Origin of the sequence: Lampropedia cohaerens, assembly GCF_001005215.1 — a bacterium.
Taxonomy (GTDB): Bacteria; Pseudomonadota; Gammaproteobacteria; order Burkholderiales; family Burkholderiaceae_C; genus Lampropedia; species Lampropedia cohaerens.
This window is the reverse complement of record NZ_LBNQ01000013.1, coordinates 1-25,705: the sequence shown is the minus strand read 5'-3', so window position 1 is coordinate 25,705 and position 25,705 is coordinate 1. Positions and strand designations below refer to the sequence as shown.

Below are 25,705 nucleotides of genomic sequence, written 5' to 3'. Positions count from 1 at the left end.
AGCTCAGAAAATGTGCAGGCCGCTTTCTATGAGGATGTCTGGGTGACCTGCCGCACAGGCAGCTCAGAAATACCGAAAGGGTGAAGCCGTGCCGCAGGATCAGTGACCTGCCGCACAGGCAGCTCAGAAAATCAGAGCAAGGGGGAAGCAATGAGCCTGCGCGTGACCTGCCGCACAGGCAGCTCAGAAACGTCAGCGAAACCCTGTATCGCCTCCTTCAGTGTGACCTGCCGCACAGGCAGCTCAGAAATCTAATGGGGCGCGGTTTTTGGCAAACAGTTCGTGACCTGCCGCACAGGCAGCTCAGAAGGTCGTCTCCGTCCGCATCGGTGTCGTCTCCACGCTCATTGCAGCATTGGCTGCGTTGGCTTCTCCCGCTTTTTTCTGTGCGCTCCTAGAATGCGCACTTTCCATGAATCGAGCTGAGCCTTGCATCCCTCCTCCACTGCCATGACTGCCAACGAGCGCCGCGCCAGCGGGGCGCTGGCGTCGATCTATGCGTTGCGAATGCTGGGCCTGTTCCTGGTGTTGCCGGTATTCACGCTGGCTGCTGCGGACTATCGCGGCGGCGATGACGCCCGGCTTATCGGACTGGCGATGGGCATTTATGGGTTGACGCAGGCTGCCTTGCAGTGGCCGATGGGACTGGCGTCTGACCGGTTCGGGCGCAAGCGTGTGATCGTGTTTGGCATGCTGGTGTTCGCCACCGGCAGCGTGATGGCGGCGTTGGCCGATTCGGTCTGGGGCCTAGTCATCGGTCGGGCCTTCCAGGGCGCCGGAGCGGTTTCGGCGGCCGTGACGGCGCTGCTGGCCGATCACACGCGGGAGCAGGTGCGCACCAAGGCCATGGCGCTGGTGGGTATCAGCATCGGTGCCACGTTCTCCCTGGCGCTGGTGCTGGGACCGTGGCTGGGCGCACGCATCGGATTGGCGGGGCTGTTCTGGCTGATTGCCGTGCTGGCACTGCTGGGTATTGCGGTGCTGACGTGGCTGGTGCCGCAAGCGCCTGCCACGCATGAGGACGGACCGGACCATGCCGTGCCTTCGGCTGCGTCGCAGGCGCTGCAACGCCCTCCTGTTGCCGGCACTGCCGGCGCGCTGTGGCGGCTGCAGGCGGGGGTATTCATCCTGCATGCCATGCAGATGGCGATGTGGAGTGCCGTTCCGCTGCTGTTGGTAGAGGCGGGTTTGGCTGCCACTGCGCACTGGCAACTGTATTTGCCAACGATTGCCGCCTCGGTCGTGTGCTTTGGCGCAGTTTTCTCGCTGGAGCGACGCGGCCGGGTGCAATGGGCATTGCTGCTGGGTGTCGCGTTACTGGTGGTCTCACAGCTGGCCCTGGCCGCAGTCAGTCACGCCGGAATATCGGCCGGACTGTCGACGCTGGTCATGCTAGGCGTTCTGTTGTTTCTGTTCTTCTGCGGCTTCAATGCGCTGGAAGCGCTGCAGCCCAGTCTGGTCTCGCGGTTGGCGCGCACGCAGTCACGCGGCTCTGCCATGGGCGCGTACAGCACACTGCAGTCCCTGGGCCTTTTCACAGGGGGATTTGCCGGCGGCCTGCTGATGACGCAATGGGGCGCAGCGGGCGTTTTTGCCGTCAACGGCCTGCTCGGCGCGGTCTGGCTGGGCCTGCTGCTGAGCCAGCGGCGCTGGGCCACTCCCTCCGCACAGCAAGGCTGAGGCGTCTCCCCAGCGTGGTAGCAGAGCCCTGCTGGCAAGCACGTTTTTCCGCCGTTGCTGCGAAGCGGCACGGAAAATGTCACAATGTTTGACAAAGTTGCTTGACCGTTTGCCATGCGTTGCCAGCGGTGTTGCAGTTCGCCGTCCTGATTCGCCTGCAGTCTATGCGCTGGAACGCCACTTCCTTTTTGTCTCGATCCCTTATTGCGCTATGGTGCAAGACTGAACTCTGGCACCCTTTCTCGGGCAGCGCGGACGCTGGCACCCATTCGGCGTCCCAGATTGCCGCCGACGCCAGCTGGGAGGACAAGCGCAAGGCTTTGACCGGCCTTTTTGCCGAGGCCATGGTCCGCACCGGCGCGCTGAATCTGGGCTATCGGATCTGGGTCATGCCCTCTGGCAATGACCAGGCCGTTCTTCTGGTGCGTCTTTACGCTCCGCTGACGCTACATGCCTCCTCACAGCAGGAGGTCGAGCGGTTCCTGGCCACACAGGCGCCCGCGCAACTGGGCATCGACATCTTTGATGTGGTGTGGCTGCGCGACAAGCAGAGCCTGCGCAGGGCCGCTCCGGTGGTAATCCGGCAAGCCGGTGCGGTAGATTACCTGCTGGACGCGCGAAACGGCACCTAGAACCTCGTGGCGCGGCGCTGCACCGCTTCCACGTAGGCGGCCCCATCTGGCGGGCGCTGGTGGACCTGGCTTTGCCACAGCATCTCCTGCAGGCACTCCATGACGGCGTGGTGCGCTTCGTGCAGGGAATCGAGGCGACTGGCCAGCAGTTCCACCGCCTGACGGATGCCGGCGGGCTGGTCGATGCTGCACTGCTCACTGATCGACAGGTGCATGGACAGGTGCAGAAACGGATTGCTGCGGCCATCCGCCGAAGCGTCATAGTGCCGGGCCACTGCCGCATCGGCATCGGCCAGATCGGCGTGGTACTCGGGATGCTCGGCGATCCACAGGCTGGCCAGCGTCTCGATGGCCTCCATCGGCGCGCCGGCCTGCGCCTTTGCGTAGACACTGCAGAAGAACCTGCGCACCTCTTCCTGGCTGGGTTGAAACATTCAGACCTTCTCCTGGACTCGCGCCACCTCGGCATACTTGCGCACCAGTGCGAGCAGTTCGGCATCGGCGTAGGGTTTGCCCAGATAGTGGTTGGCGCCCAGCGCGCGGGCGTGCTCGCGGTGCTTCTGCGCCGTGCGTGAGGTGATCATCACCACCGGCAGGTCCACCAGCGCCGGATCGCTGCGGATGTGCTGCAGCAAGGTGAAGCCGTCCATCTGTGGCATCTCGATGTCCGAGAGTACCACCACCGGACGCTCCTGCCGCAATGCCTCGAGGGCCTGCCCGCCATGCGCGGCCAGCGCCACGCGGTAGCCTTCACGCTTGAGCAGGCGCTGCGTGACGCGCCGCACGGTGATGGAGTCGTCCACCACCAGCACCAACGGCACGTCTGAATGGCCTTCGCTGTCATCGATCGGCAGCCTCGCCGCGCCCTCGCCCGTCTGCTGCCGCTGCAGCTGCAGGGCGGTCTCACCATAGACGCTGGCCAGTGCGATGAAGTTGTAGACCAGCAGCACCGCGCCCGAGGCCAGCACGGACATGCCCGCCAGGCCCGGCAGGGTCGACAGCTGCGGCCCCAGATTCTTGACCACCACTTCCTGGTTGCCCAGCACCTCGTCGACATGGATGGCCACCAGCTGCGCCGCGCTGCGCACGAGCACGACGGAGGCGGTCTTGCCGTCCAGCTCCTGCGAACGCGGGCTGTGCTGCAGGATGGCGCCGGCCCAGAAAAACGGCACCCGCCGGCCATCCAGGCTGATTTGCCCACGTGAATAGGCGTCATCAAGCGCCTGCACGTCGATGCGTTCGATGCCATCGACCAGGTTGGCGGGCACCCCCACGGTGAGCTTGCCGGCGCGCACCAGCATGACCTGGGTCACTGCCGTCGTCAGCGGCATCACAAGGCGGAAGGTGGTGCCCACACCCGGCTCGCTGCTGGTCTCCACGCGGCCGCCAAGCGCCGCCACGTCCACCCGCACGACATCCATGCCGATGCCACGGCCCGACAGGCCCGTCAGTGCACTGGCGGTGGTAAAGCCAGGCATGAAGATGAGGTTGGCCAGCTCTTTGTTGGAGACGATCTGCCCCGCACCGATCAGCCCGCGCTCGACGCCCTTGCGGCGGATGGCCTCGAAGTCCAGCCCGGCGCCATCGTCGCTGCAGGAGATCGCCACATCGTTGCCTTCCTGCTCAATGCGCAACGTGATGCGGCCCACTGGAGGCTTGGCGCGGCGCTCGCGCAGCGCGGGCGGCTCGATACCGTGGCCGACACAGTTACGCAGAATGTGCTCGAAGCTGCCCATCATCCGCTCAAGCAGCACCCGGTCCATCTCGATGCTGCCGTTCTCGACGACCAGCTCGGCCTGCTTGCCGCTGTCCGCGGCGGCCTGCCGCACCACGGCCTGCAGGCGCTCGGTAATGCTGTCGAACTCCACCATGCGGGTGCGCAGCAGATCGCGCTGCAGCTCCCGGCCCTTGCGCTCCTGCGCCAGCAGGTCATCTTCCGTTCCCAGCATGGCCGCCTGCAGGCTGCGCTGCACGGTGGCGACGTCGTTGACGGTCTCGGCCATCATGCGGGTGAGCTCCTGCACACGGGTGAAGCGGTCAAGCTCCAGCGGGTCGAAACTGTCATCCTCACGGCCCTGGGCCAGCCGCGACTGCATTTGCGTCTCGGTCTGCACTTCCAGCTCGCGCAGCTGCTGGCGCAGGCGGTCCAGATCGACCGTCATGCCCTCCAGGGCGGCGTTGAGCTGGCGCAGCCGCGATTCGGCACGGCTGCGTGAGATCTGCAGCTCCCCCGCCTGGTTGATGAGCTGGTTGATGTGGCTGCTGCGCACGCGCACCGTGTCCTGCCGCTTGCTGCCGTGCTGCACCACCAGCGGCACTGGGCCTGGGATGCCATCGGTGAACGGCTGGCCCATCTCCGGCACTGCAGGCTGGGCGGCCTCTGGCGCGGGTGCCGCAGGTCGGGAGACGGCGACGTTGACCGGCGCGACAAAGGGTGTGGCCACGGCCGGCACACGCTCGGTGCCAGCCAGCAGGGACTGGCGCAGCGCGTCAAAGCGGGCCCGCAGTTCACCCAGGCGGGTCAACAGCTCCGTCAGCAGCGTTGCGGCACCGGCGCTGGGCTCGATGGCCTCGATGTCGGATTCAAAACGGTGCGCCAGTTCACCGATGGTGTTGGCGCCAGCCAGCCGGGCGCTGCCCTTGAGGGTGTGCAGCACACGCAGGGCTTCGGCCCGCGCGTCGAAGGCTGCGGGCGCCTCCACCCATCGGTGCAGCGCAGCATCCAGCCGGGGCAGCAGCTCCAGCGCCTCTTCCTCGAAGATCGGAAACAGGTCCAGGTCCACCGGCTCCAGCGGGACAGGCGCAGCCTCGGCCCGCGAAGAAACTCTCTCGTGGGTCGGCTCCGCCGCGCCGCGCTCGTCCAACGCATCGGCCGTGGGCATGGCCAGCGCCTGCAGTTGCGCGATCAGCGCATCGGGCACCTCGTCGCCACGGCTGGTGCGCGCCACGATCCCATCAAGCACCGACTGCACCTCTTGCAAGGCCTCTGCGAGCACCTGATGGGCCTGCTGCTCGGCCGCCGGCGCCTGTGCAGCAAGTTGCGTGATGGCGGCCTGCAGCGCCTGCAGCAACGCATGAAAGCGTGGCGCCGCAGCGATAGCGGCGCCAACGGCCGCCAGGGCATGGGCCCGCGCCACCATGGGTACCGGCAACGCGCCTGCCGCGTTCTGCACGCCCTGCTCAAGCTCCTGCGCCAGTTGCAGCGCCTGCAGCAGGCGGTCCGTCGTCTCGTCCGCCTCGGCATCCCTGTCGGCACCTGCGTTTGCGGGCTGATACGCCTGGAAAACAGGTTCCTCCGCATCGACCTCATCCGGCCGCGCTTCAGCCTGTGATTCTGGTGCGGGCGCAGACTCTGGCTGCTCTGGCTGCTCTGGCTGCTCTGGCTGCTCTGGCTGCTCTGGCAGAGATTCTGCCAGCGGTATGTCGATGTGCGGCACAGGCAATGCGGCCAGCGCGTCCAGGTCTTCCAGGAGGCTGGCGTCGCCGGAAAAGTCCACCTGCGGTGCAGCGGGCACGGCATCCTCGGCGAAGAGTTCGTCACTGACGATCTCCGTGTCCTTGAAGGCCAGGCCCCAGCGCTCGGCCGCTTCTTCCGACTCGGCCAGGCTGTCTTCCAGCGCTCCCAGCAAGGTATGCGTGGCCGCCAGATCGTCGTCGGCCGCAGAGGCGGGCTGCTCGAAGGCATCGGGCAGCTGCAAGGGCTCGGTAGCCGCGGCCTCGGAGGCGGCGTGCGCAGGCTGCGCTTGTTGCGCGGAGATGGCCTGCTCCAGTTGGGTGTCGCCGTCGTCAAGCTGGGCCACGGCTGTGCGCAGGTCATCGTCCTGCGCCTGCTCTGGCGCAGCTGGCGATGCGTGTGTGTCGTCGGCTGCCAGCGGGATGTACTGGCCCTCCTCGCGCATGGCCCTGGCACTGTGCGCAAAGTCTTGTGCCTGCCATCGGTCGATTGGCTGCTGCGCGGCAATGGCCTGTGTCCACTGCTGCAGCTGGGTCAGCGCCTGGGTGCAGAGCAAGTGGATGTCGGGATGAAAGGCTTTCTGCTCCGCCAGCCAGCTGTTGAGCAATTGCTCCATCGCCCAGGCGGCCTCGCCAAACTCCTTGAGTCCGACCATGCGCGAGCTGCCTTTGAGGGTGTGAAAGGCGCGGCGCAGCGTAGTCTGTTGCGCCACATCGGCGGGCGTGCTCGCCAGGGCAGCCAGCGCCCCCTGCCCGTTCTGCAGGACTTCCTCGGCTTCTTCAAGAAAGATGGCAAGCAGATCGTCATCCTCCTCCTGCGCATCGGCCGCCGCGGCGGCAGGCGGCAGGGGCTGCCTGGCCTGCGCGGCAGGCGCAGGCGCGACCTCGATCGTGGCCGCGGCCGGCAGGTCATCGCCGTAGGCAGGGTCGAGCTCGCGCTCGCCGGGCGTGACACTGGACTCCTGCACCTGATCGAAGATATCGCGTCCGCCGATTTCGTAGACCTTCAGGCGCCCCATCAATGGCTGCAGGCGACCTGCCGCGCTGTCGAACACGAACAGATCCCTGGCCAGCGCGGGCTGGTAGGCCAGCATGTCGACCTGCAGGCTGAGCGCACCGAGGTTGCTGCCGATTTTTTCAAAGCGCGGATCATCGGCCTTCCACTGGCCGTGCTCGCCGGCATCAATGAGCTGCTGGATATCGCTGTTGATCTGTGCGATGGCCTTGGTGGCAGCAACCAGCCCGAGCACGGCCAGCACGCCGCGTGCTCGCGAGAGAATGCCCGGCACCTGTGAAAGGGACGCCGCATCCGTTGGATCTCGAAAGAACCGATCCAGATGGTTTTCCGCCTCGGCCAGCTGCGCGCGCAGCTCCCCCACTACGTTGCCGATGGTGTCGGCATCGGTGACGCGGCTGTACAAGTCCTCCATCCAGCCAGGCAGCGGTTCGCTGTGGCCCTCGCCCGCGGCGGCACGCAGGCGCTGCGTCAGCTCGCCAAGACGCTGCGGCAGCTGCTCCGAGCGGATGCGCGCATCGGCAAGCATGGCCTGCAGGTAGAGAACGGTGGTGGCGACTTCCATGGCCAGCTCGGGCGAGGGCTTGGCCTGCTTCTTGTGCAAGGCCTGCGCCACCTGCACCAACGTGGCCGTCAGCGCCTCGGCGCCGGGAAAATGCTGCGGCAGGCGCTGCTGCAGGGCCTCGAACTGCGCGGTCACAGCCGCCAGCTGGGCGAGCGCGCCATCGACGACGCTGCCCCAGCCATCGGCCAGTTCCTTGAGCAGCTGCTGCAGGGCCTGCTTGTCTTCCGGTGCGATGGCGCCAAAGAGGTTGGTGTCGTAGTCGACCGGCTGGAAGCGCTCCAGCCGGAACGCCTGGCGCACCGCTGCCAGCACGGGGGCGCGGGCTGCGTCAACACTGCCGGACTGGCTGCAAAAGAACAGCAGGTCCTGCATCCAGCGCGCCGTGATGTGGGTATCCCCCTGAATGAGCGAGGCGTACTGCACCAGCACGCGGGTGGCGGCCCGGCGCACGTAGATATCGTTGCGAATTGCGCCGATGGCGATGCCCTGGAAGAACCCTGCTGCCACCTTCCAGAAGGTACGCTCGCGAAAAGCCCGATGGTGCGCCGCCAGACCCAGGCACAGCTTGACCAGATCCTCGCCGGCACCGGCCTCGTTGTGGCCCTGGACAATGCACAGGATGGCATGGTCGAGCAGCTGCCGCACGCGGTTGCTGGGCGCAATGGCGCGCTGAGGCAACTCCAGCTCCGGTTCACGCAGGTCGCCATCCAGGTGCCAGAGATCGGCAGGACTGGCTGGCTGGGAGGCGCCGGTCAGGTCATACAGGCCCTGGTAGGCGGGAAACAGCAGCACGGGCGAGAGCGCCGGGTCCTGCATCAGATTCTGCAGATAGTCGGCCACCGCCATGCCACCTGCGCGCAGCGCGGCCACTGCCTCGGGCGTGCACAGCTGCGGATGCTGGGCCATGCGGGCTACGGCCTGTTCGGCCTGGCGCAGCACGTACGCGGGAACGAACGCCCCGACCATCTCCAGCGCCCCGGTGGTCTGGTGAATCAACGTCCTGGCGCGCGCGAACTCCTGGGCCTGCTCGCTCAGCCCGTCAGGCGCATCCGCCCCCGCAGCGTCCGCCGTGCCTGCGGCGAACGCGGCCAGCACATCGACGGCCTGACCGTAGGTCTGGCGCATTTCGCCCTGCACCCAGGCCAGCGGTCCCAGGTCCTGCTCCTGAAGGGAGTCGTTGCTACGCGGTGTAGTGTTCATGGCTCAGGCTCGTCGCGCCTGCATGCGGGCAGCCCGCACGCATGGCGCCCTATTGGATTTTGAAGCGTGAAATCGATTGCAGCAGCTCCTGCGCAATCTTGGAGAGCTCACGCACCTGCTGGGCCGTGTTGCGCGTGCCATCGCTGGTCTGCTCGGTCACGGCGAAGATGTGCTGGATGTTCTCGGCCACGCGGTTGGCCTGCTGCGCCTCATTGACGGCCACGGCCGAGATCGCCTCGACTTGCTGGGCCAGCTGACGCGAGATGGCATCAATCTCGGTCAGCTGCGCGCCGGCGCGGTCGGCCAGCGAGGCGCCTTCCACCACGCCTTCGGTGGAGCGCTCCATGGCCACCACAGCATCCTGCGTGTCGCTCTGAATGGTGCGCACCAGCTCGGCAATCTTGCGGGTGGCATCGGCCGAGCGCTCGGCCAACCGTTGCACCTCCTCCGCCACGACGGAGAAGCCCCGCCCGGCCTCGCCGGCGGACGCGGCCTGAATGGCGGCATTGAGTGCCAGCACGTTGGTCTGTTCGGTGATGTCGGAAATCAGCTCGGTGATCTCACCAATCTCCTGCGACGACTCACCCAGCCGCTTGATGCGCTTGGAGGAGTCCTGGATTTGCGTGCGGATGGCGTTCATACCGCCGATGGAGTCCTGCACAGCCTGCAGACCTGCCGAGGCCGCCTCGCGCGACTGCTGCGCCACCTGGGCCGAGCGCTGCGCCTGGTCGGAAATCGCGTTGATGCGACGCGCCATCTCCAGAATGGCGTTGCCAGTGTCGCGGATTTCGCGCAGCTGCTCGGTCGACGCGGCCAACAGCTCGGTGGAGGTCGCATCCACTGCCATGGTTGTGCGGGTGACCCGGTTGGCCGACTCCTGCACGCTGGCAACCAGCTGGCGCAGCTCCTCGATGGTGTAGTTGACCGAGTCGGCAATGGCACCAGTGATGTCCTCGGTCACCGTGGCCTCCTGCGTCAGGTCGCCTTCGGCGATCAGCAGCAGCTCGTTCATCAGGCGCAGAATCGCCGCCTGGTTGGCATCGTTGAGGCGCTTGGCATCCTGCTCGCGCGTCTGCGTGGCCGCCTGCAGCTGGCGCGCCTGCGCCAGCCCGGCCTGGCTGCTGCGGATGTAGGCCAGCGCCAGCAGCCAGCCGGCCAACGCCATCAGTGCAACGCCGGCCAGGCTCAGTGCGATCTGCCACCATTGCCAGCCAAGCCTTGCGACCAGCGCATCCTTGGCTGCCTGCAAGGGCTGCACCAGGCCCTGCGCCTGGTCATGCAGCTTCTGCAGCGCATCGCGGGCAAGATTGGGCTCCTGCACCCCTTCCTGCAGCGCCAGCATGGCCAGCCGCGCGTCCTCAAGCTGCGGACGCAGCTGCGTCGCCAGTTCGCGCAGTTGCGCAGTGCCCGCGCGCTGGCTGAGCTGGGCTGCCGCCTGCTCGGCGGTCGCAAGTGCGGCCAGCATGGGCGGGAAATCTTCCGGCATCAGGGTGTGCGCCTGCGCCAGGCGCTGGGCAGCGCCTCCTGTGGCCTGCAGCGCAAGCTGCAACTGCAGCAGCTCGCCTGGCGCAGCGTCGCCGCCCGCGCCCTGCTGCAGCGCTGGCTGCGCGTCGGCTGCCGCCTGCTGGAGCTTGGCAAACGCCGCATCGCGCGCCAGCAATGCGCTGCGATGCTGCTGCAGCACCTGCGCCAGCGAGCGGATCTGCGCGCCGCGCTGGGCCACGGCAGCCAGCCCGCCCTCGTCGGCATCCGCCTGGGCGAGCACATCGAGCTGCTGCGCCAGTGCCTGTGCGTGCGTGACCGTCTCCGGCACCGCCGGCGCATGGCCCTGCAAGGCCTGCGCCGCCGCCGTCGAGACGCGATGCGCCTGCATGGCCGCCTCTGTGCCCGCCTCGTACAGACTGCCCACACGCTGGGATTGCCAGATGCCCAGCGCCGCGCCCAGCACGAGCAGCACCACACCCAGCAGCAACGTCAGGCGCATGCGCAGCACATGTGTGCTAAGCGCAGCAGTACCGAGCAGGGGCAGGGCTACCGGTTGCTGGGCGTCCTCGGCGGCGGGGTCCTGGCTGCTGGCCTGGCGTGCAGCAGTGTCCGCCGGCTCGCGCTGCACGGCCTGCGCCAACAAGGAATTGGCGCTATCGCTCACGGTTGTTGAAAGGTTTGTCATTCACGTGGTTCCAGCATTCAAAGGCCGATGGAGATGAAACGCGGATCCTCACTCAGGCGCTGCAAGTTCAGCTCCTGCCAGGTCGTGCCATCCCGGTCAATGTAGAAGTTGCCGAGAAATGGCCAGGGGTTGTCCGAGCGCGGCGCATAGGCCTGCACGAAGTCGCCTTGGCTCTTGAGGCCAGCCATGTGGTCAATCACCAGTGCCGCGTTGATCTCCAGCGCAGGATTGAAGGTCAGCAGCCGCGTCTGGCCAAAAGATTGGGCGTGCCGCGGCGGCGTCTCGGGGTCGATGTAAGCCGCCAGATCGATCACGCCCGCCAGTTCGCCGCGACAGTTCACCAGCCCCAGAAACCACGGTTGCGTGTAGGGCACGGGCGTCGGACGCTGGCCCGGCATCAGCTCCGAAGCATGGCTGAGCGGGATCAGCAGCGTCCGCGCGCCAATCCGCACCCCCATCCACGCTGCGATGGCGCGCTCGCCACGGTCGACTTCGCGCAGGCGCTTGGCCAGGCGCGCCTGCAGGTGCGCGTCATCCGGCGTCGGCGCGGCTGCGGCTGCGGTCTCGGTCGTGCTCACACCTGCCCCTCGGCCAGCGTGCCGATGACGCTCTGCAGATCCTGGGGGTTGACGGGCTTGACCAGGTAGCCGCGCGCGCCCTGGCGCAGGCCCCAGACTTTGTCAGTCTCCTGGCCCTTGCTGGTACACATGATGATGGGAATGTCTGCGTATGCGGGATTGCGGGTGATGGTGCGCGTGAGCTGAAAGCCGTTCTTGCCGGGCATGACCACGTCCATCAGGATCAGGTCCGGGCGCTCCTGCGCCAGAATCTGCAGCGCTTCCTCCGCGTTGCTGGCGGTGCGCACCTGCATGCCCTGGCGCTGCAGCAGCTCGGTCAGATAAACCTGTTCGGTGCGCGAATCGTCCACCACCAGCACTTTTTGGATCGTCATTGTTCTGCCTCAATCGATTGTGGGCCAGGGATCAAGTCGTGGCAATGAATGCCTGCACCGCCTTGAGCAACTGGTCCTTGGTAAACGGTTTGGTGAGGTAGTCCTCACTGCCAACCATGCGCCCGCGCGCCTTGTCGAAGAATCCATCCTTGGACGAGAGCATGATGACCGGCGTGTTGGAAAACTTGGGATTGCGCTTGATGATGGCGCAGGTCTGGTAGCCATCCAGCTTGGGCATCAGGATGTCGCAGAAAATCAGGTCCGGCTCATAGTCGTTGACCTTGGACAGGGCGTCGAAACCATCCTCGGCCAGCAATACCTCATAGCCACCCTGCTTGAGAAAAATCTCGGCACTGCGGCGAATGGTGTTGCTGTCGTCCACCACCAGCACCCTGGTGGCATTTGCGCGGTCATTCATGTCATTACCTTGTTGCAAATGGCGCGAGCCTCAGGCGGCGCACGGTCTGCCGATCACCGCAAACCCGCTCGCGCCACCGGCAGCCTCACGATCTGCCTATCAAATTGCCACCATCTCAAAATCATCCTTGCGCGCGCCACACTCCGGGCATGTCCAGTTCATGGGCACATCCGCCCAGCGCGTGCCAGGTGGCAGGCCGTGCTCGGGATCTCCCGCCGCCTCGTCATAAATCCAGCCGCAGGACAGGCACATCCAGGTCGAAAACTCCACATTCTCCATCTCGGTCATCGCGTTGCCTCAAAACGCCATTGTCGCCGCCCCATCCTGCGCAGCGGTGGACCCTAGCAATTTCCGCGTCTTACGCCGACATCGCAACGATTGTATGCATTTGTATCAGCTTCGCGCCCGATTGCCAACGCGATCGGTGTAAAACGCTCGGGAAAGCTTCACCGGCATGCGGCGCAGCAGATCACTGGCGAGCGCAAGATAATGCGACATACAGATTTCAGAACCTGTTTCACACCACCGTGCCGCAAGTGGCGGCCAGCAACCAGTCTCCCTCCATGACCCAGAACTCCATTCTCTTTGAACGCGCTCAGCGCAGCATCCCCGGAGGCGTCAACTCGCCGGTGCGCGCCTTCAAGGCGGTGGGTGGCACACCCGCCTTCATCACGCGCGCGCAGGGCGCCTACATGTGGGATGCCGATGGCAAGCGCTACATCGATTACATCGGCTCCTGGGGCCCCATGATCCTCGGCCATGGCCACCCGCAGGTGCGGGAGGCGGTGCATGCGGCCGTGGATGAGGGCCTGTCCTTTGGCGCGCCGACCGAGCGCGAAATCGCGCTGGTCGAAGAGATCCTGCGGCTCATGCCCTCGATGGAAATGGTGCGGCTGGTCAACTCCGGCACCGAAGCCAGCATGAGTGCCATCCGCCTGGCGCGCGGTGCCACCGGCCGCAGCAAGATCATCAAGTTCGAGGGCTGCTACCACGGCCATGCCGACGCCCTGCTGGTCAAGGCCGGCTCGGGCCTGGCGACCTTTGGACACGCCACCAGTGCCGGTGTGCCACCGGAGGTGGTGCAGGACACACTGGTGCTGGAATACAACAATGTCCAGCAGCTGGAAGAGGCCTTCGCGCGCTTCGGCAGCGACATCGCCTGCGTCATCATGGAGCCGATCGCAGGCAACATGAACTTCGTGCGCGCCAGCGTGCCATTCATGGCCGCCGCGCGCCGGCTTACCCGCACCGCTGGTGCACTGCTCATCATCGACGAGGTGATGACGGGCTTTCGCGTCGCGCTGGGCGGCGCGCAAAGCCTGTATGCGCAGGCGATCGAGGGCTTTGCGCCTGATCTCACGGTGCTGGGCAAGGTGATTGGCGGCGGCATGCCGCTGGCTGCATTCGGCGGGCCGCGTGCCGTCATGGAGCAGCTGGCGCCGCAGGGCGCGGTCTATCAGGCCGGCACACTGTCGGGCAACCCGGTGGCGACTGCCTGCGGTCTGGCCACGCTGCGGCTGATCCAGCAACCGGGGTTTCACGACCAGCTGGCCGCCCGCACCCGCCAGCTCACCACCGGCCTGCAGAATGCCGCGCAGGCAGCGGGCATTGCCATGCGCGTCGACAGCGAAGGGGGCCTGTTCGGCTTCTTCCTGCTGCCCACACTGCCGCAGAACTACCGCGAGGTGTTGAAGACGGACGGCACGCTGTTCAACCGCTTCTTCCACGGTATGTTGCGCCGCGGCATCTACTTCGCCCCTGCCCTGTACGAAGCGGGCTTTGTCAGTGCCGCGCATTCCGAGCAGGATGTGGCCGACACGGTTGACGCGGCACGTGAGACGTTTGCGGAAATGGCCAACGGATAACATGCCTTGCGGTTCGTGGCTCGTCCAACGATTCCGTTGCACCCACCATGCCCCAAATGGCCATGAAGCTTCCCGAGCACCTGCACAGATTCTGGATGCCCGCCATGCTGTCTGCATGGGCCATTTGCGAACTGCTGCCAATGAGCACCAGCCGATGGTGGCTGGCGGCTCCCTGGCCGGTGGCGCTCATTCTGGGAGGACTCGGTGGACTGGCCTATGCCGGGGTTCGCAGCCGCCATCTATTGCAACGCGCCAGTGACGCTGCACAATTGCAGAAGTTTCTGCATTGGGCCCAACCCGTATGCACGCTGCTGGCCTGCCTGCTGTTGCTGATGGCAGCGGACCGCCTGATGGCCTGGATGCGTGGTCCCGCCATGGACCAGATCGTCTCCGTGCAACGCACCTACTGCATCGCATCTCGCGGGCGCAGTCCCACCAATAATCGCATGGCCGAAAGAGATGGCAGGTGGTGCTTTGACACACATGGCAGATCGGTTGGTCACATCCAGATTGCCAAGAACAGCGTCGATCCATCCGTCGCCATCGGTGATCCGGCGCAGGCGCAATGGCGCAGCTACCCCTCTTTGCTTGGCGGGTCCAAGGCGTATTACAAGGTCATTGCCGTGCAGCACTAAAAGGCCACGCCGACATGGCCACACAGTCGCCCCCTCACAGGTCCCCGAACGATTTCGCGCAGCGCTGGCCGGCACCGCATGTTCCTGCTCTCAATGCTGATCACCGCGTCCACGCATCCGACAACGCCTCGGCCTGCTTGAGCACCAGCTCCACGGCATCCGGTTGCTTGTCGGGCGGGTATTTCCATTTCTGCAGCGTGCGCCGCACCAGAATCCGCAGCTTGGCACGCACGCTCGCGCGCTGTTGCCAATCCACTGTGGTGCTATTGCGCAGCTTCTCGGTGATCTCGACGGCGATCTTCTTCAGGGTATCGTCGCCCAGTTCGCGCACCGCGCTTTCGTTGTTGGCCAGGGCATCGTAGAAGGCGATCTCATCGGGGTTCAGGCCCAGCGCGGCGTCGCGTTGCAGCGCGGCCTGGAAGTCCTTGGCCATCTGGATGAGTTCTTCGATGACCTGCGCGGTTTCCACCGCCCGGTTGTGGTACTTGCGCAGGGTTTCCAGCAGGCGGTCGCCGTATTTCTTCTCCTGCACCACGTTGCCGCGCACGCGGGCCTTGATCTCGTCGCGCAGCAGTTTTTCCAGCAGTTCCACCGCCAGGTTTCGGCTCTTCATCTGCCGCACATCTTCCAGAAACTCGTCTGAAAGCAGGCCGATGTTGGGCTTGTCCAAGCCAGCGAGGGCGAAGACGTCCGCCACGCCGTCTGCCACGATGGCGTTGTCGAGAATCTGCTTGAGTGCGCTGTGCTTGTGCGCATCGGCACGCTTGCGGTCCACCGTGGTGGACTTGACGATGGCCGCGCGCACTGCGGAAAAGAACGCGATCTCGGTGCGCAGCGCCGCCGCCTCGTCCAGCGTGCTGCACAGCGCAAACGCCTTGCTCACGCCCAGCATGGCATCGAGAAAGCGCTGCTTGCCATCCTTCAAGCCCAGAAGATGGTTGGCCACCGGCACCAGCAGTTGCATGGCATGGGTCTCGAAGGCGCTGTAATCAAAGCCGTGCATCAGCCCGCGCACGATGTCCAGCTTTTCGAGCAGCACGGCTAGGGCTTCGCCGGCATCGTGTACCGGCTCACCCCGGCCTTTGGATTCGGCGTAAGTCTTGAGCGCTGCTTTCAGTTCATTGCCGATGCCAATGTAGTCCACCACCAGCCCGCCCGGTTTGTCGCGAAACACCCGGTTGACGCGCGCAATGGCCTGCATCAGGTTGTGCCCTTTCATCGGTTTGTCGATGTACATGGTGTGGCAGCAAGGCGCGTCGAAACCGGTGAGCCACATGTCGCGCACGATCACCAGCTTCAATGGGTCGTCCGGGTCCTTGAAGCGCTTTTCCAGGCGTTTCTTCACCTGCTGGCTGTACAGGTGCGGCTGCAGCAAGGGCTTGTCCGCGGCCGAACCGGTCATGACCACCTTGATGGCACCTTTTTCCGGGTCGGCATCGTGCCAGTCCGGGCGCAACGCGACGATGGCGTTGTACAGCTCGGCGCAGATGTCGCGGCTCATGCAGACGATCATTGCCTTGCCTTCCAGCGTGGCGGTGCGCGTCTCGAAATGCTGCACCAGATCGGCGGCCACCTGCTCGATGCGCGGCTTGGCGCCAACCAGACGGGCCAGCTGCGCCCAGTCGCTCTTGGTTTTCTCACGGGCGCTGAGGTCTTCCTCGTCCTCGACGATCTCCTCGACCTTGGCATTGAGGGCATCGATCTCGGCCTGGTTCACGTCCAGCTTGGCCAGGCGGCTTTCATACAGAATGGGCACCGTGGCGCCGTCATGAACTGCATCCTGGATGTCGTAGATGCTGACGTAATCGCCAAACACCGCGCGCGTGTCCTTGTCTTCCAGCGCAATCGGCGTGCCGGTAAAGCCGATGAAGGTGGCATTGGCCAGGGCATCGCGCAGGTGCTTGGCATAGCCGAAGACGTACTTGCCGGTCTTGGTGTCCAGCCGCCCCTTCATGCCGTATTGGCTGCGGTGCGCCTCGTCGGAGATCACCACGATATTGCTGCGATCCGACAGCAGTGGGTGCTGCGCCTCATCCTCCAGCAAAGCAAACTTCTGCACCGTGGTGAAGATGATGCCGCCCGCCTCGCGCGAGGCGAGCATTTGCCGCAGTTCCTCGCGGCTGCCGGCCTGCACCGGCGTCTGCCGCAGCAGGTCCTCGGCGGCGCAGAAGGTGGCGAACAACTGCCCATCCAGATCGTTGCGGTCGGTCACGACCACCAGCGTGGGGTTCTTCATCTCTGGCTGCTGCAACAGCTTGCCCGCATAGCAGGCCATGGTAATGCTCTTGCCCGAGCCCTGCGTATGCCACACCACACCGGCCTTGCGGCTGCCGGGCTGCACCTCCTTGCCATAGGTGGCGCGTGGCTCCTGCACCTCCAGCACGCCCTTGCTCGGCGTGCTGGCAGCAATCACCGTGGCCCTGACCGCCTCGCGCACGGCATGGAACTGGTGGTAACCGGCAATTTTCTTGATGATCTGGCCGCCATCCTGCTCGAACAGCACGAAGTGGCGCACATAGTCGAGAAACAGCGCCGGCGCGAAGAAACCGCGCACCAAGGTTTCCAGCTCTAGCTCCAGCAATGGGCGGTCGTCCTCATTGGCAATCGCCCGCCAGGGCATCATGCGTTCCTGGTTGGCCGTGAGCGAACCCAGCCGCGCCGTGAACCCATCGCTGACCACCACGGCCACATTGGTGTTGAACAGGTCGCCGATTTCGTCCTTGTAGGTCTGAATCTGGTTGAAGGCATCCCAGATGTCGGTCTGTTCGTTGGCCGGATTCTTTAGCTCAATCACCGCTAGCGGCAGGCCGTTGACGAAAGCCACCAGATCCGGGCGGCGTGGCTGCTTGGTGCCGGTTACGGTGAACTGGCTGATCAGCAGGAAGTCATTGTTCGCCGGGTTGGCAAAGTCGATGAACTGCACCAGATCGGTTTTCTTGCCTTCACCTTCAGCAAACTCCACCGTCACACCGGATAGCAGCAGCCGATGCATGCGCCGGTTGCGGGCGATCAGCAACGGCTCGCTGATTGTCAGTAGCTCATGCGCGGCCTGTTCGAGCGCCGCAGCGGGAATCTGCGGATTGATGTGCGCAAGCGCTGCCAGCAGGTGTTCGCGCAGCACTACCTGGCGGTAATCGGTACGGGCGGGGTGGTCGCTGTCGGGTGCGATGTCCGGGCCGTTGGCATACTGCCAGCCCAGTTCACCGAACCAGCCGATGGCGGCGGTTTCCAGCTGCTGTTCCGTGATACTCATTGCATTGCTCCTTCATCGGCCTTGAGCAGCACGAAATGCTCAATCAGCCGCACCATCCGATCTTTCTGCGCAGGCAGGCTCTCGGCCACCGGCACATCGTCCAACGCCAGTGGCTGCATCCCCTGCTGGCGTGCCGTCTGCTCGGCCAGGCGCTGCTCGTCGTAGGCCTGCAGCAGGCTCCAGCTGCGGGCGTAGTCGCCGATGACCTGCAGCACGGCACGGCCTTCGTCCGTCACCAGTTGCTGGTTCTGCAGTGTGCGCGACAGCAAGGCGACCGCCTGCTCGAACTCAATGCCGCGCTCCTGCAGGCGCATCTGGTTGAGCGTGTAGCCTTCCACCAGATGCTGGCGCAGTACGCGGGTGGCCCATTGGCGAAAGCGCGTGGCCCTGGTGGAGCTGACGCGATAGCCAACAGAAATGATGGCATCAAGGTTGTAATGCTTGAGCTTGCGCCGCACGTGACGGGAGCCTTCCTGACGAACTACCGAGAAATCCTCGGTGGTTGCTGATTCCCCCAACTCCCCGTCTCGATAGATGTTTTTCAGGTGCAGACTGATGTTGTCTGTTGAGGTGTCGAACAGTTCGGCCATCTGTGCCTGGCTCAGCCAGACAGTTTCGCCTTCCAGCCGGACTTCCACTGGCTGGTTGGCTTGTTCGAAGAAGTTGAGTTGGCTCATGGATATCTCATAGACCTATAACTGGATTCACCAGCAGCGCATCCGTTGTGCAGCAGCATGCAGGAACTTCCGTTCATTCGGACAGCCTGACGTCGCCATCTTCGATTTGCGATGAAATGAAAAATTCTTTTTAAATCAATGACATACTCACGGCTTTGGTGCATGAATCCGTTTGCGGTGAAATAGCTCAAGCCCATGCCGGAATGTACCTGGCATAACGCCGCGAGTCCGGGGCGTTGGGGTCGTTCTTGATCAATCCTTGCTCGATGGTCGCGGTGATGATCTGCGATACCGTATTGCTGCTCCCCTCGGACAAACCGAATCGCCCGCGCAAGGACTGATTGGTCATCTGCTTGCGCAGCACGTACTGCAGCACACAATGCTGATAGCACGCCCGCACGCGATCACTGCCATTCATGTCACGAAACGAGCGCGGTCCATGGATCACCACAATGGTTCGCTTGTGACCGGTCAGGAACTCTGGCGCGGGCAACTGCATCAGCTCCGCTGCCTCAATCACCCGATCAATGCCACTGCTTTTCTCCTCGCACACACCGAACCGGCGCATCAGATCGGCCAACCGCTCATTGCGTGACTGGTAACCATCGATGAACCGCTCGACCGGTACAACCGGCTCGCCAGGGTTGGCAATCTCCACGCGATTGGAGAACACCTCCACCGTTGGTGATGCGCCCCCCACCTCGAAGTCCTGATGGATCAAGGCATTGGCCAACAACTCGCGGATCACCACCTCCGGCACAAGCTTGACCTCCTTTCGGAGCGCCCCCTCAATCACCTCGTTCTGCGGCAACCTGCCCATCACATACTGAACCAAGCCCGCAAACCCGACGGCATAGCCTTTCTCACCCGTCACATCGGACAAAGTCTGTAGCTTGGATTCACCCGCGTAGACAATGACTCGCGCCGCCTTGCGACTGATGCCAGAAAAGCTGCGCAAGCTCTTGGCCAGCAAGACCGCGCCCATGTTGAGGATGTCGAAACCCGGCCCATGGCTATTGCGCACAATCAGCCGTTCACCCAGCAATCGCGCCAACACGCCTGTCTGGTCGGTGGGGTAGGGCAACTGCAGCAGATCGAAGAACGTCTGGGTATCCAACAACTGCACCACATCCTGTGCTGACACATTTTGGAGTGCAGGAAACTCCAGCCAGTCAGGTTGCCCTTCGGCAAAGATACGGCGTAACTGGTCCTCACTCATCGGAACCAAATCCTCGCCGGAACGCATCAGATAGGCGCCATCATAGTGATAGGCAGTGCCTTTGGGCCGCGCGGGAATGATGAACACCACCACCCGCCCATCGGGATGCGTCACCGCCTCCACATCCACACGAAAACCCAGCCACTGGAACAGCTTCTCGGCAATATCCTGTGTATCGGGAAAAGCCTCGCTGCCGACTACGGCACGCGGCGGCCTATCAGCCACCCCCAGAACCAGATGCCCGCCACCTTCATTGGCAATGGCCACGCAATAGCGGCACAACTTTTTGGTGTCGTACTGATTCTTGGCTTCTTTGAACTCCAGATTCTGAGTCTCCGAAGCACTGCTGCGCCAAAGGTCGATTTGCTCGGGCGTAATGGTCATGGCACCAAAGCCCCCTTATCGAGATCAGCTACCAACAGCTCACCGGAAAGGAGTTTGGGGAGGAGGGTGTCGCGGAGCTCGGCGAGAGATATTGCACTTTTTCTATTTTTTTGAATTTTGGCAAACAGCGGTTTTACGTTTTGACTAAATGCTTGTACGATAGATTCCGCAGGAATTACCACATCTTCCTGAATCACAATTTCAGGGCGTACAGCAGGATATGCACCACCATCTGCCAAATGAGCCAAGCGCTCAATATTGGCTTCGGAGGTTGCTACAAGATGAACAAACTCTAGCCAATGCGCTGACTTTGGTCGTAGCACAGCAAACCCTGTGCTTCCCGTCAAACCATCTTCACCAATCAAGGCAAAAGATCGGTTGCCCGGCCGTACCGTACCGACAATGGTGTCCCCATACCGCAAGATTCTCCTGGCTCGGCTTGGAATGTCTTTTCCTCCAATGCTTTTTACCTCTGAAATTTCTCCTCCTTTAGCATTGGCTAAATCCACATACCGAACTATATCGGGCAGGGTTCTAGCACTCCAGCTTTCAGGGTTCAAATGACACAGGTCGGCCAATGTTCCAACTGCCCACCCCTTCGGAATCTCCCCCAACTCCGAATCCTGCATGGCATCAGGAAACAGCGCGGCGGTGGCGGCGAGTTGGTCGTGGTGCTCGCGGGGCATCTGGTCGAGTTCGGCGTCGGTCTTGCCGCTGATGGCGCGCATGGCGGCGCGCAGTGGGTCCTGGCCTTGTTCGATGGCAGCGATCTTGGCCTTTACCGGGTCGAAATCGACAAACCAGGATTTGAAGATGGCTTGCGCCATGGCTTCAAGGGTTTGGTTGATGCGGCGGTTGAGGTCGATTTTCTCATCCAGGGTAGAAAGAATGTTGGATATTTGAGATTGTTCTTTCACTGTTGCCGGAATACTAATAGGTAACGCGTGCGCATTATCGCGATTTAACCCAGGAACGGCACTGTCAGAATTCATTTGATCCAGTCCGAGCGTCTGGAGCAAATAATACGTGAAGCGAATATCTCTTTTTTGAGGTTCATCGTGAATATAGAAGGCGGTATCAATAGGCCAGAATGGCGTCATACACAGTGTGATGCGCCCTACAGTTCCCTTACGGCCGATTACGATACCCGCGCTCTGCACGAAAGCCTCAGCGTGTACTCCAGTCACTCCCGCCGAGCTGATAACAGGAACATCGCCCGGAACTCGGTCTCGTTCGGGAAGTGCTTTTCCATAATTAAACGGAGCAAAATCCCCAAGCGTCGTATCTATCCAATCAGAGCGCATACCCCAACCCCGCCAAATTCTTCCTGATCTCCGCTTCCAGCTTCGCACTTTCCGCAAACTGCTCAGCCAGCTGCGCGGTCAGTCGCTGCATCTTCTCGGCAAAGGGTTCGCCGTCGTCTTCCTGCTCTGCCGCGCCCACGTACCGCCCCGGCGTCAGCACATGCTCATGCTTGCGGATGTCGTCCAGCTTGGCGGAATGGCAAAAACCGGGCACATCCTCATATCCCTCGCCCTGCTGCCAGGCATGGAAGGTCTCGGCGATTTTCCGGATGTCGTCAGGCGTGAAGTCGCGCAGCACTCGGTCTTTCATGTAGCCCATCTGGCGGGCGTCGATGAACAGGAATTCGCCGCGCCGGTCGCGCTTCTTCTTGTCCAGCGCAAAGCCGTTCTGCTTGTCGCGGGTCAGGAACCAGATGCAGGCCGGAATCTGGGTGTTGGTGAACAACTGGCCCGGTAGCGCGACCATGCACTCGACATAGTCGTCCTCGATCAGCCGCTTGCGGATTTCGCCTTCGCCACCGGTGTTGGAACTCATGGAGCCGTTGGCCAGCAGCAGCGCCATGCTGCCGGTGGGCGCCAGGTGCCAGAGCATGTGCTGCAACCAGGCGAAGTTGGCGTTGCCCTGCGGCGGCGTACCAGCGATCCAGCGGGGGTCGCCCGCCAGTTTTTCGTTCCACCATTCCTTCATGTTGAACGGTGGGTTGGCCATCACGTAGTCGGCGCGCAGGTCCGGGTGCAGGTCGTTGAGCAGGGTATCTGCCGGGCCACCGCCGAAGTTGAAGTCGATGCCGCGGATGGCCATGTTCATCGCGGCCAGTCGCCAGGTGGTGGGGTTGCTTTCCTGCCCGTAGACGCTGATGTCGCGCTTGCCATTCTTGATCTGCCCGGCGTGGCGTTCGATGAAGGCTTCGCTTTGCACGAAGAAGCCGCCGGAGCCCATGGCCGGGTCGTAGATGCGGCCCTTGAAGGGCTGCAGCATTTCGACGATGAGGGTGACGATGCTCTTGGGCGTGTAGTACTGGCCGCCCTTCTTGCCTTCGGCCAGGGCGAACTGGCCAAGAAAGTACTCGTAGACGTGGCCGAGGATGTCCTTGGCGTCAAGCTTGAGGGGCTGGCCTTTGTAGGCTTTGGCGGCAAAGTCGGTGTCGGAAAACAGGGCGATGAGCTCGGCCAGCTTTTCCGAGGCGATCTGGGTGCGTGCGAAGTCTTTGTTGAGCACGTCCTTGAGCGGCGGATTCTCGCGCTCGACAGCTTCCATGGCGTTGTCGATCAGCCAGCCGACGGCGCGCATTTTCTCGGGCGTGGTCTTGCCCGGTGCGCTCCAGGGTAGTTCTGCGCCGGGTGGCAGTTGCGCGCAATCGCGCAGGGTCTGCCAGCGCGCTTCCACCGGCACCCAGAAGACGTTCTTCTCGGTGTAGTAGTCGCGCTGCTCCAGCTCGTAGACGATGTTTTCTTCGTACTCTGCAGTGCCTGCGCCGCCGTAGTCGGCTGGGTCCATGTAGTAGTCATGGTCTGGATTGGTGAACTGCTCGCGCAGTTCGCGCTGCCGCTCCTCGAAGGCATCGGAGACGTACTTGAGGAAGATCAGCCCGAGCACGACGTGCTTGTACACGGCGGCGTCGAGGTTGGAGCGCAGCTTGTCGGCGGCGGTCCAGAGCTTCTTTTCCAGATCGTTGAAGAATGCTTGTTCAATGGGTTTCATGGTTTGGCGTAACGCGAAAGACGTTGGTCATGCGCAGGACTCGTCCGCCGGCGCGTTCCAGCCCAAGGAATGCGGGGCAAACCCTGCCCTGGGCGTTGGTTGACATTTTGTCACCAGCAGCGCGCCATCAGCGGCAGAGCATGACTGGCTGAAATGCGCGGCAGTGGCGAAGGGGTTGGGTTATTTCCCGATGCAGAAGCTGGAAAAGATCACCCCCAGCAAATCATCCGCGCCGAATTCGCCGGTGATGCGGTTGAGGGCGAGCTGAGCCAGGCGCAATTCTTCGGCGAGCAGGTCCAGTGCGGGGGCGGGGCCGTCCAGCAGGGCTTCGGCCTGGGAGAGGTGGTGCTCGACTTGCGCCAGTGCTTCCAGATGGCGGGCGCGGGCGGTAAAGACGTCCTCGGCGACGGTTTCGTGGCCGGCGGCCTGCAGCAAGGCCTGGCGCAATGCGGGCAGGCCGTCGCCGTTTTTGGCCGAGAGCAGCAGGGTGCGCGCAGGGGCTTCATCTGCACTGCCAGCTGCAACGCTGGCCGCGGCTTCGGGCGCGGCGGCATCGCGCTTGTTCCACACGTGCAGGATGGGCACGCCCAGGGTTTGCAGGCGCGCGAGAATGGCGGCATCCTGTGCTTGGTGCACAGAGTTGCCGTGCTGCGTCAGGTCGTGCAGGAACAGCACAACGTGGGCCTGCTCGGCAGCCTGCCAGGCGCGCTGTACGCCGATTTTTTCGACTTCGTCGTCGGTCTCGCGCAGCCCAGCTGTGTCGATGATGTGCAGCGGCACGCCCTCGATCTGGATGGTCTGTTCCACCTTGTCCCGCGTGGTACCGGCAATGGGGGTGACGATGGCCAGTTCTGCGCCCGCCAGCGCATTGAGCAGCGAGCTTTTGCCCGCATTGGGCTGCCCGGCGATGACCACGCGCAGGCCCTCGCGCAGCAGCGCGCCCTGGCGGGCACGTTGGCCAATGGCAGTGAGCTGGGCGCGCAAGTCCGCGAGCTGACCGCGTGCGTTGGCAGCCTGCAGGAAGTCAATGTCTTCTTCCGGAAAATCCAGCGTGGCTTCGACCAGCATGCGCAGGTGGATGAAGCCGTCGCGCAAGGTGTGGATGGCCTGCGAGAACGCGCCGCTGAGCGACAGGCTGGCGCTGCGCGCGGCGCTTTCGGTGCTGGCGTCGATCAGATCAGCCACTGCCTCGGCCTGGGCCAGATCCATCTTGTCGTTGAGAAAGGCGCGGCGGGTGAATTCGCCCGGTTCCGCCAGCCGCAGGCCCGGCAGCCATGGCTGACTGGTGGCCGGATTGGTTGCAGCGGCAACCTCCAGGCAGCGCGCCAGCAGCATCTGCAGCACGATGGGGCCGCCGTGCGCCTGCAGCTCCAGCACGTCCTCGCCGGTATACGAGTGCGGCGCCGGAAAGAACAGTGCCAGGCCATGGTCGATGGGCCTGCCATGCGCGTCAGGAAACGGCAAATAGTGCGCATGGCGCGGCCTGAGGGGCTGACCCAGCCAGTGTTCAGCCCAGGCCGCCAGGCCTTTGCCCGAGACGCGCACAATGCCCACGGCGCCACGCCCGCTGGCGGTGGCAATGGCGGCGATGGGGTGGGAATCACTGACAGGCATGGCGAGAAGAGATAGGGAGAAGGGAGGCGCCATCAGGGCTTGAGCAGCCCTTGCAGCAGTGCCAGCTCTTTGGCGGCAGCCTGGGCCGCATGGGCTTCGGCGCCACGATAGGCGGCAATGATCTGCACGCCCACTTCGGTCAGCCGCGCCCCGCCACCGTGCGCGCCTCCGGCTGCGGTGACGACCGCTGGCTGTGCCAGCGCGCCATTGAGCTCGTCGAGCAGCAGCCAGGCACGTCGGTACGACATGCCCAGACGCCGTGCCGCACCAGAGATAGAACCGGCCGCATGAATGGCTTCCAGCAGCGCCACCTTGCCGGGGCCGATGGCAATGGTGTCGTCACGGTAGACGCGCAGGCGAAACTTGACGGAGACAGGCATGCCGCTATTGTCGCAAACGCCGATGTCACCGTCTTTGTCGCACAATGGGGGGCAGATGCACGGGGCCTGCCGCGCAGCGCCCATTGCAATCTTTCACTACCGGGGGCGCTGTTGCGCAATTGCCCCACTGAGCGCAGCTACCCCTTTCCCCAGTCTGCTCAGGACACACGTATCGTGTGTGGCGTGCCCAAGCGCGTGAACTGGTTCAGGATCGCCGCGCGCACCTGAAGCTCCGTCACCTGGCGGTCGAAATCTCGGGCCATGACCCGCTCGCCCAGCAACTTGAAGCAACCCATCTTGGTTTCCACCAGGCTGCGCCGGTGGTAACCACTCCATTTCTTCCAGATCGTCCGGCCCAGGTGCCGGGTTGATCGCAAGGTTTCGTTGCGAGCCTCGACGCCCGCGCTGCTGCCTTTCCAGGTCTGCGCATTCTTGCGGGTCGGGATCACGGCGGCGGCTCCGCGTGCCGCAATCGCGGCATGACAGGCCTTGGTGTCATAGGCACCATCGCCGCTCACCGTCGCCACGGCTTCAGTCGCCGGGATCTGCGTCAGCAGCTCAGGCAGCATCGGCGCGTCGCCGATGCG

At 63.8% G+C, this 25,705-nt stretch carries 17 protein-coding genes, 2 pseudogenes and 1 CRISPR repeat array (1 of these 20 cut by a window edge); of the genes and pseudogenes, 4 read left to right on the top strand and 15 right to left on the bottom strand.

Going from position 1 to position 25,705, the window contains the following annotated elements; translation table 11 throughout:
* Nucleotides 1-310: direct repeats of the CRISPR family, unit length 28 nt; unit sequence GTGACCTGCCGCACAGGCAGCTCAGAAA; it reaches 8,540 nt to the left of the window's first position.
* A 140-nt stretch (nt 311-450) separates the two neighbouring features.
* Nucleotides 451-1,680: an MFS transporter gene (locus AAV94_RS03160; RefSeq protein ID WP_046740885.1), complete on the top strand. Its 1,230-nt coding sequence runs from the start codon at nt 451-453 to the stop codon at nt 1,678-1,680.
* 188 nt (nt 1,681-1,868) lie between these two features.
* On the top strand, nt 1,869-2,312 hold the full coding sequence (locus AAV94_RS03155; RefSeq protein WP_156167962.1) for a hypothetical protein: 444 nt from the start codon (nt 1,869-1,871) through the stop codon (nt 2,310-2,312).
* On the opposite strand, the gene AAV94_RS03150 is transcribed toward AAV94_RS03155, so the two are convergent.
* The 7 genes and pseudogenes from AAV94_RS03150 to AAV94_RS03120 all read right to left on the bottom strand — a co-directional run bounded on the left by AAV94_RS03150 (nt 2,309) and on the right by AAV94_RS03120 (nt 12,373).
* Complete coding sequence (locus tag AAV94_RS03150) at nt 2,309-2,746, bottom strand: DUF1841 family protein (RefSeq protein ID WP_046740883.1); 438 nt, start codon at nt 2,744-2,746, stop codon at nt 2,309-2,311. The genes AAV94_RS03155 and AAV94_RS03150 overlap by 4 nt on opposite strands.
* Nucleotides 2,747-8,545 (bottom strand): hybrid sensor histidine kinase/response regulator, encoded by a 5,799-nt coding sequence (locus AAV94_RS03145; protein ID WP_046740882.1) that lies wholly within the window; start codon nt 8,543-8,545, stop codon nt 2,747-2,749. It lies immediately after the preceding gene.
* Between the two features lie 49 nt (nt 8,546-8,594).
* Nucleotides 8,595-9,611 (bottom strand): annotated as a pseudogene (locus AAV94_RS15345) (methyl-accepting chemotaxis protein); the annotation flags it as partial.
* Nucleotides 9,612-10,732: 1,121 nt separating this feature from the next.
* The gene (locus AAV94_RS03135; RefSeq protein WP_052754886.1) at nt 10,733-11,293 is read right to left on the bottom strand and encodes a chemotaxis protein CheW; all 561 of its coding nucleotides are present in this window, start codon (nt 11,291-11,293) and stop codon (nt 10,733-10,735) included.
* Nucleotides 11,290-11,667, bottom strand: coding sequence for a response regulator (locus AAV94_RS03130; RefSeq protein WP_046740880.1), 378 nt, complete (start codon nt 11,665-11,667; stop codon nt 11,290-11,292). Before AAV94_RS03130 ends, AAV94_RS03135 begins: the two co-directional genes overlap by 4 nt.
* A gap of 31 nt (nt 11,668-11,698) precedes the next feature.
* Nucleotides 11,699-12,085, bottom strand: a complete 387-nt coding sequence (locus AAV94_RS03125) for a response regulator (RefSeq protein WP_046740879.1) — start codon at nt 12,083-12,085, stop codon at nt 11,699-11,701.
* A 99-nt stretch (nt 12,086-12,184) separates the two neighbouring features.
* Nucleotides 12,185-12,373: a rubredoxin gene (locus tag AAV94_RS03120; RefSeq protein WP_231731200.1), complete on the bottom strand. Its 189-nt coding sequence runs from the start codon at nt 12,371-12,373 to the stop codon at nt 12,185-12,187.
* Between the two features lie 275 nt (nt 12,374-12,648).
* Between AAV94_RS03120 and hemL the strand changes: the two genes are divergently transcribed.
* Together hemL and AAV94_RS03110 are read left to right on the top strand one after the other, a co-directional pair.
* A complete protein-coding gene (hemL, locus tag AAV94_RS03115; protein ID WP_046740924.1) occupies nt 12,649-13,950 on the top strand; it encodes a glutamate-1-semialdehyde 2,1-aminomutase in 1,302 nt (433 codons plus the stop codon).
* Between the two features lie 47 nt (nt 13,951-13,997).
* On the top strand, nt 13,998-14,585 hold the full coding sequence (locus AAV94_RS03110; RefSeq protein WP_156167959.1) for a hypothetical protein: 588 nt from the start codon (nt 13,998-14,000) through the stop codon (nt 14,583-14,585).
* Between the two features lie 100 nt (nt 14,586-14,685).
* Here the strand turns inward: AAV94_RS03110 and AAV94_RS03105 are convergent, their stop codons facing one another.
* From AAV94_RS03105 to AAV94_RS03070, 8 genes and pseudogenes are all read right to left on the bottom strand, one after another.
* Nucleotides 14,686-17,838: a type I restriction endonuclease subunit R gene (locus tag AAV94_RS03105; protein WP_046740877.1), complete on the bottom strand. Its 3,153-nt coding sequence runs from the start codon at nt 17,836-17,838 to the stop codon at nt 14,686-14,688.
* Entirely contained in the window at nt 17,835-18,515 is a 681-nt protein-coding gene (locus tag AAV94_RS03100; protein WP_231731199.1) for a virulence RhuM family protein, read from the bottom strand. Before AAV94_RS03100 ends, AAV94_RS03105 begins: the two co-directional genes overlap by 4 nt.
* A gap of 187 nt (nt 18,516-18,702) precedes the next feature.
* Nucleotides 18,703-20,118 carry an ATP-binding protein gene (locus AAV94_RS03095; RefSeq protein ID WP_046740876.1) on the bottom strand — a complete coding sequence of 472 codons (1,416 nt, stop codon included), beginning with the start codon at nt 20,116-20,118 and terminating at the stop codon, nt 18,703-18,705.
* Nucleotides 20,115-21,422, bottom strand: coding sequence for a restriction endonuclease subunit S (locus tag AAV94_RS03090; RefSeq protein WP_046740875.1), 1,308 nt, complete (start codon nt 21,420-21,422; stop codon nt 20,115-20,117). The genes AAV94_RS03095 and AAV94_RS03090 overlap by 4 nt, the downstream gene beginning before the upstream one ends.
* Nucleotides 21,412-23,124, bottom strand: coding sequence for a class I SAM-dependent DNA methyltransferase (locus tag AAV94_RS03085; RefSeq protein ID WP_046740874.1), 1,713 nt, complete (start codon nt 23,122-23,124; stop codon nt 21,412-21,414). Before AAV94_RS03085 ends, AAV94_RS03090 begins: the two co-directional genes overlap by 11 nt.
* Before the next feature lie 180 nt (nt 23,125-23,304).
* Nucleotides 23,305-24,738 carry a tRNA uridine-5-carboxymethylaminomethyl(34) synthesis GTPase MnmE gene (gene mnmE, locus AAV94_RS03080; protein ID WP_046740873.1) on the bottom strand — a complete coding sequence of 478 codons (1,434 nt, stop codon included), beginning with the start codon at nt 24,736-24,738 and terminating at the stop codon, nt 23,305-23,307.
* 32 nt (nt 24,739-24,770) lie between these two features.
* Nucleotides 24,771-25,118 carry a winged helix-turn-helix domain-containing protein gene (locus tag AAV94_RS03075; RefSeq protein WP_046740872.1) on the bottom strand — a complete coding sequence of 116 codons (348 nt, stop codon included), beginning with the start codon at nt 25,116-25,118 and terminating at the stop codon, nt 24,771-24,773.
* Nucleotides 25,119-25,276: 158 nt separating this feature from the next.
* A pseudogene (locus tag AAV94_RS03070) lies at nt 25,277-25,705 on the bottom strand (IS5-like element ISPa35 family transposase); the annotation flags it as partial.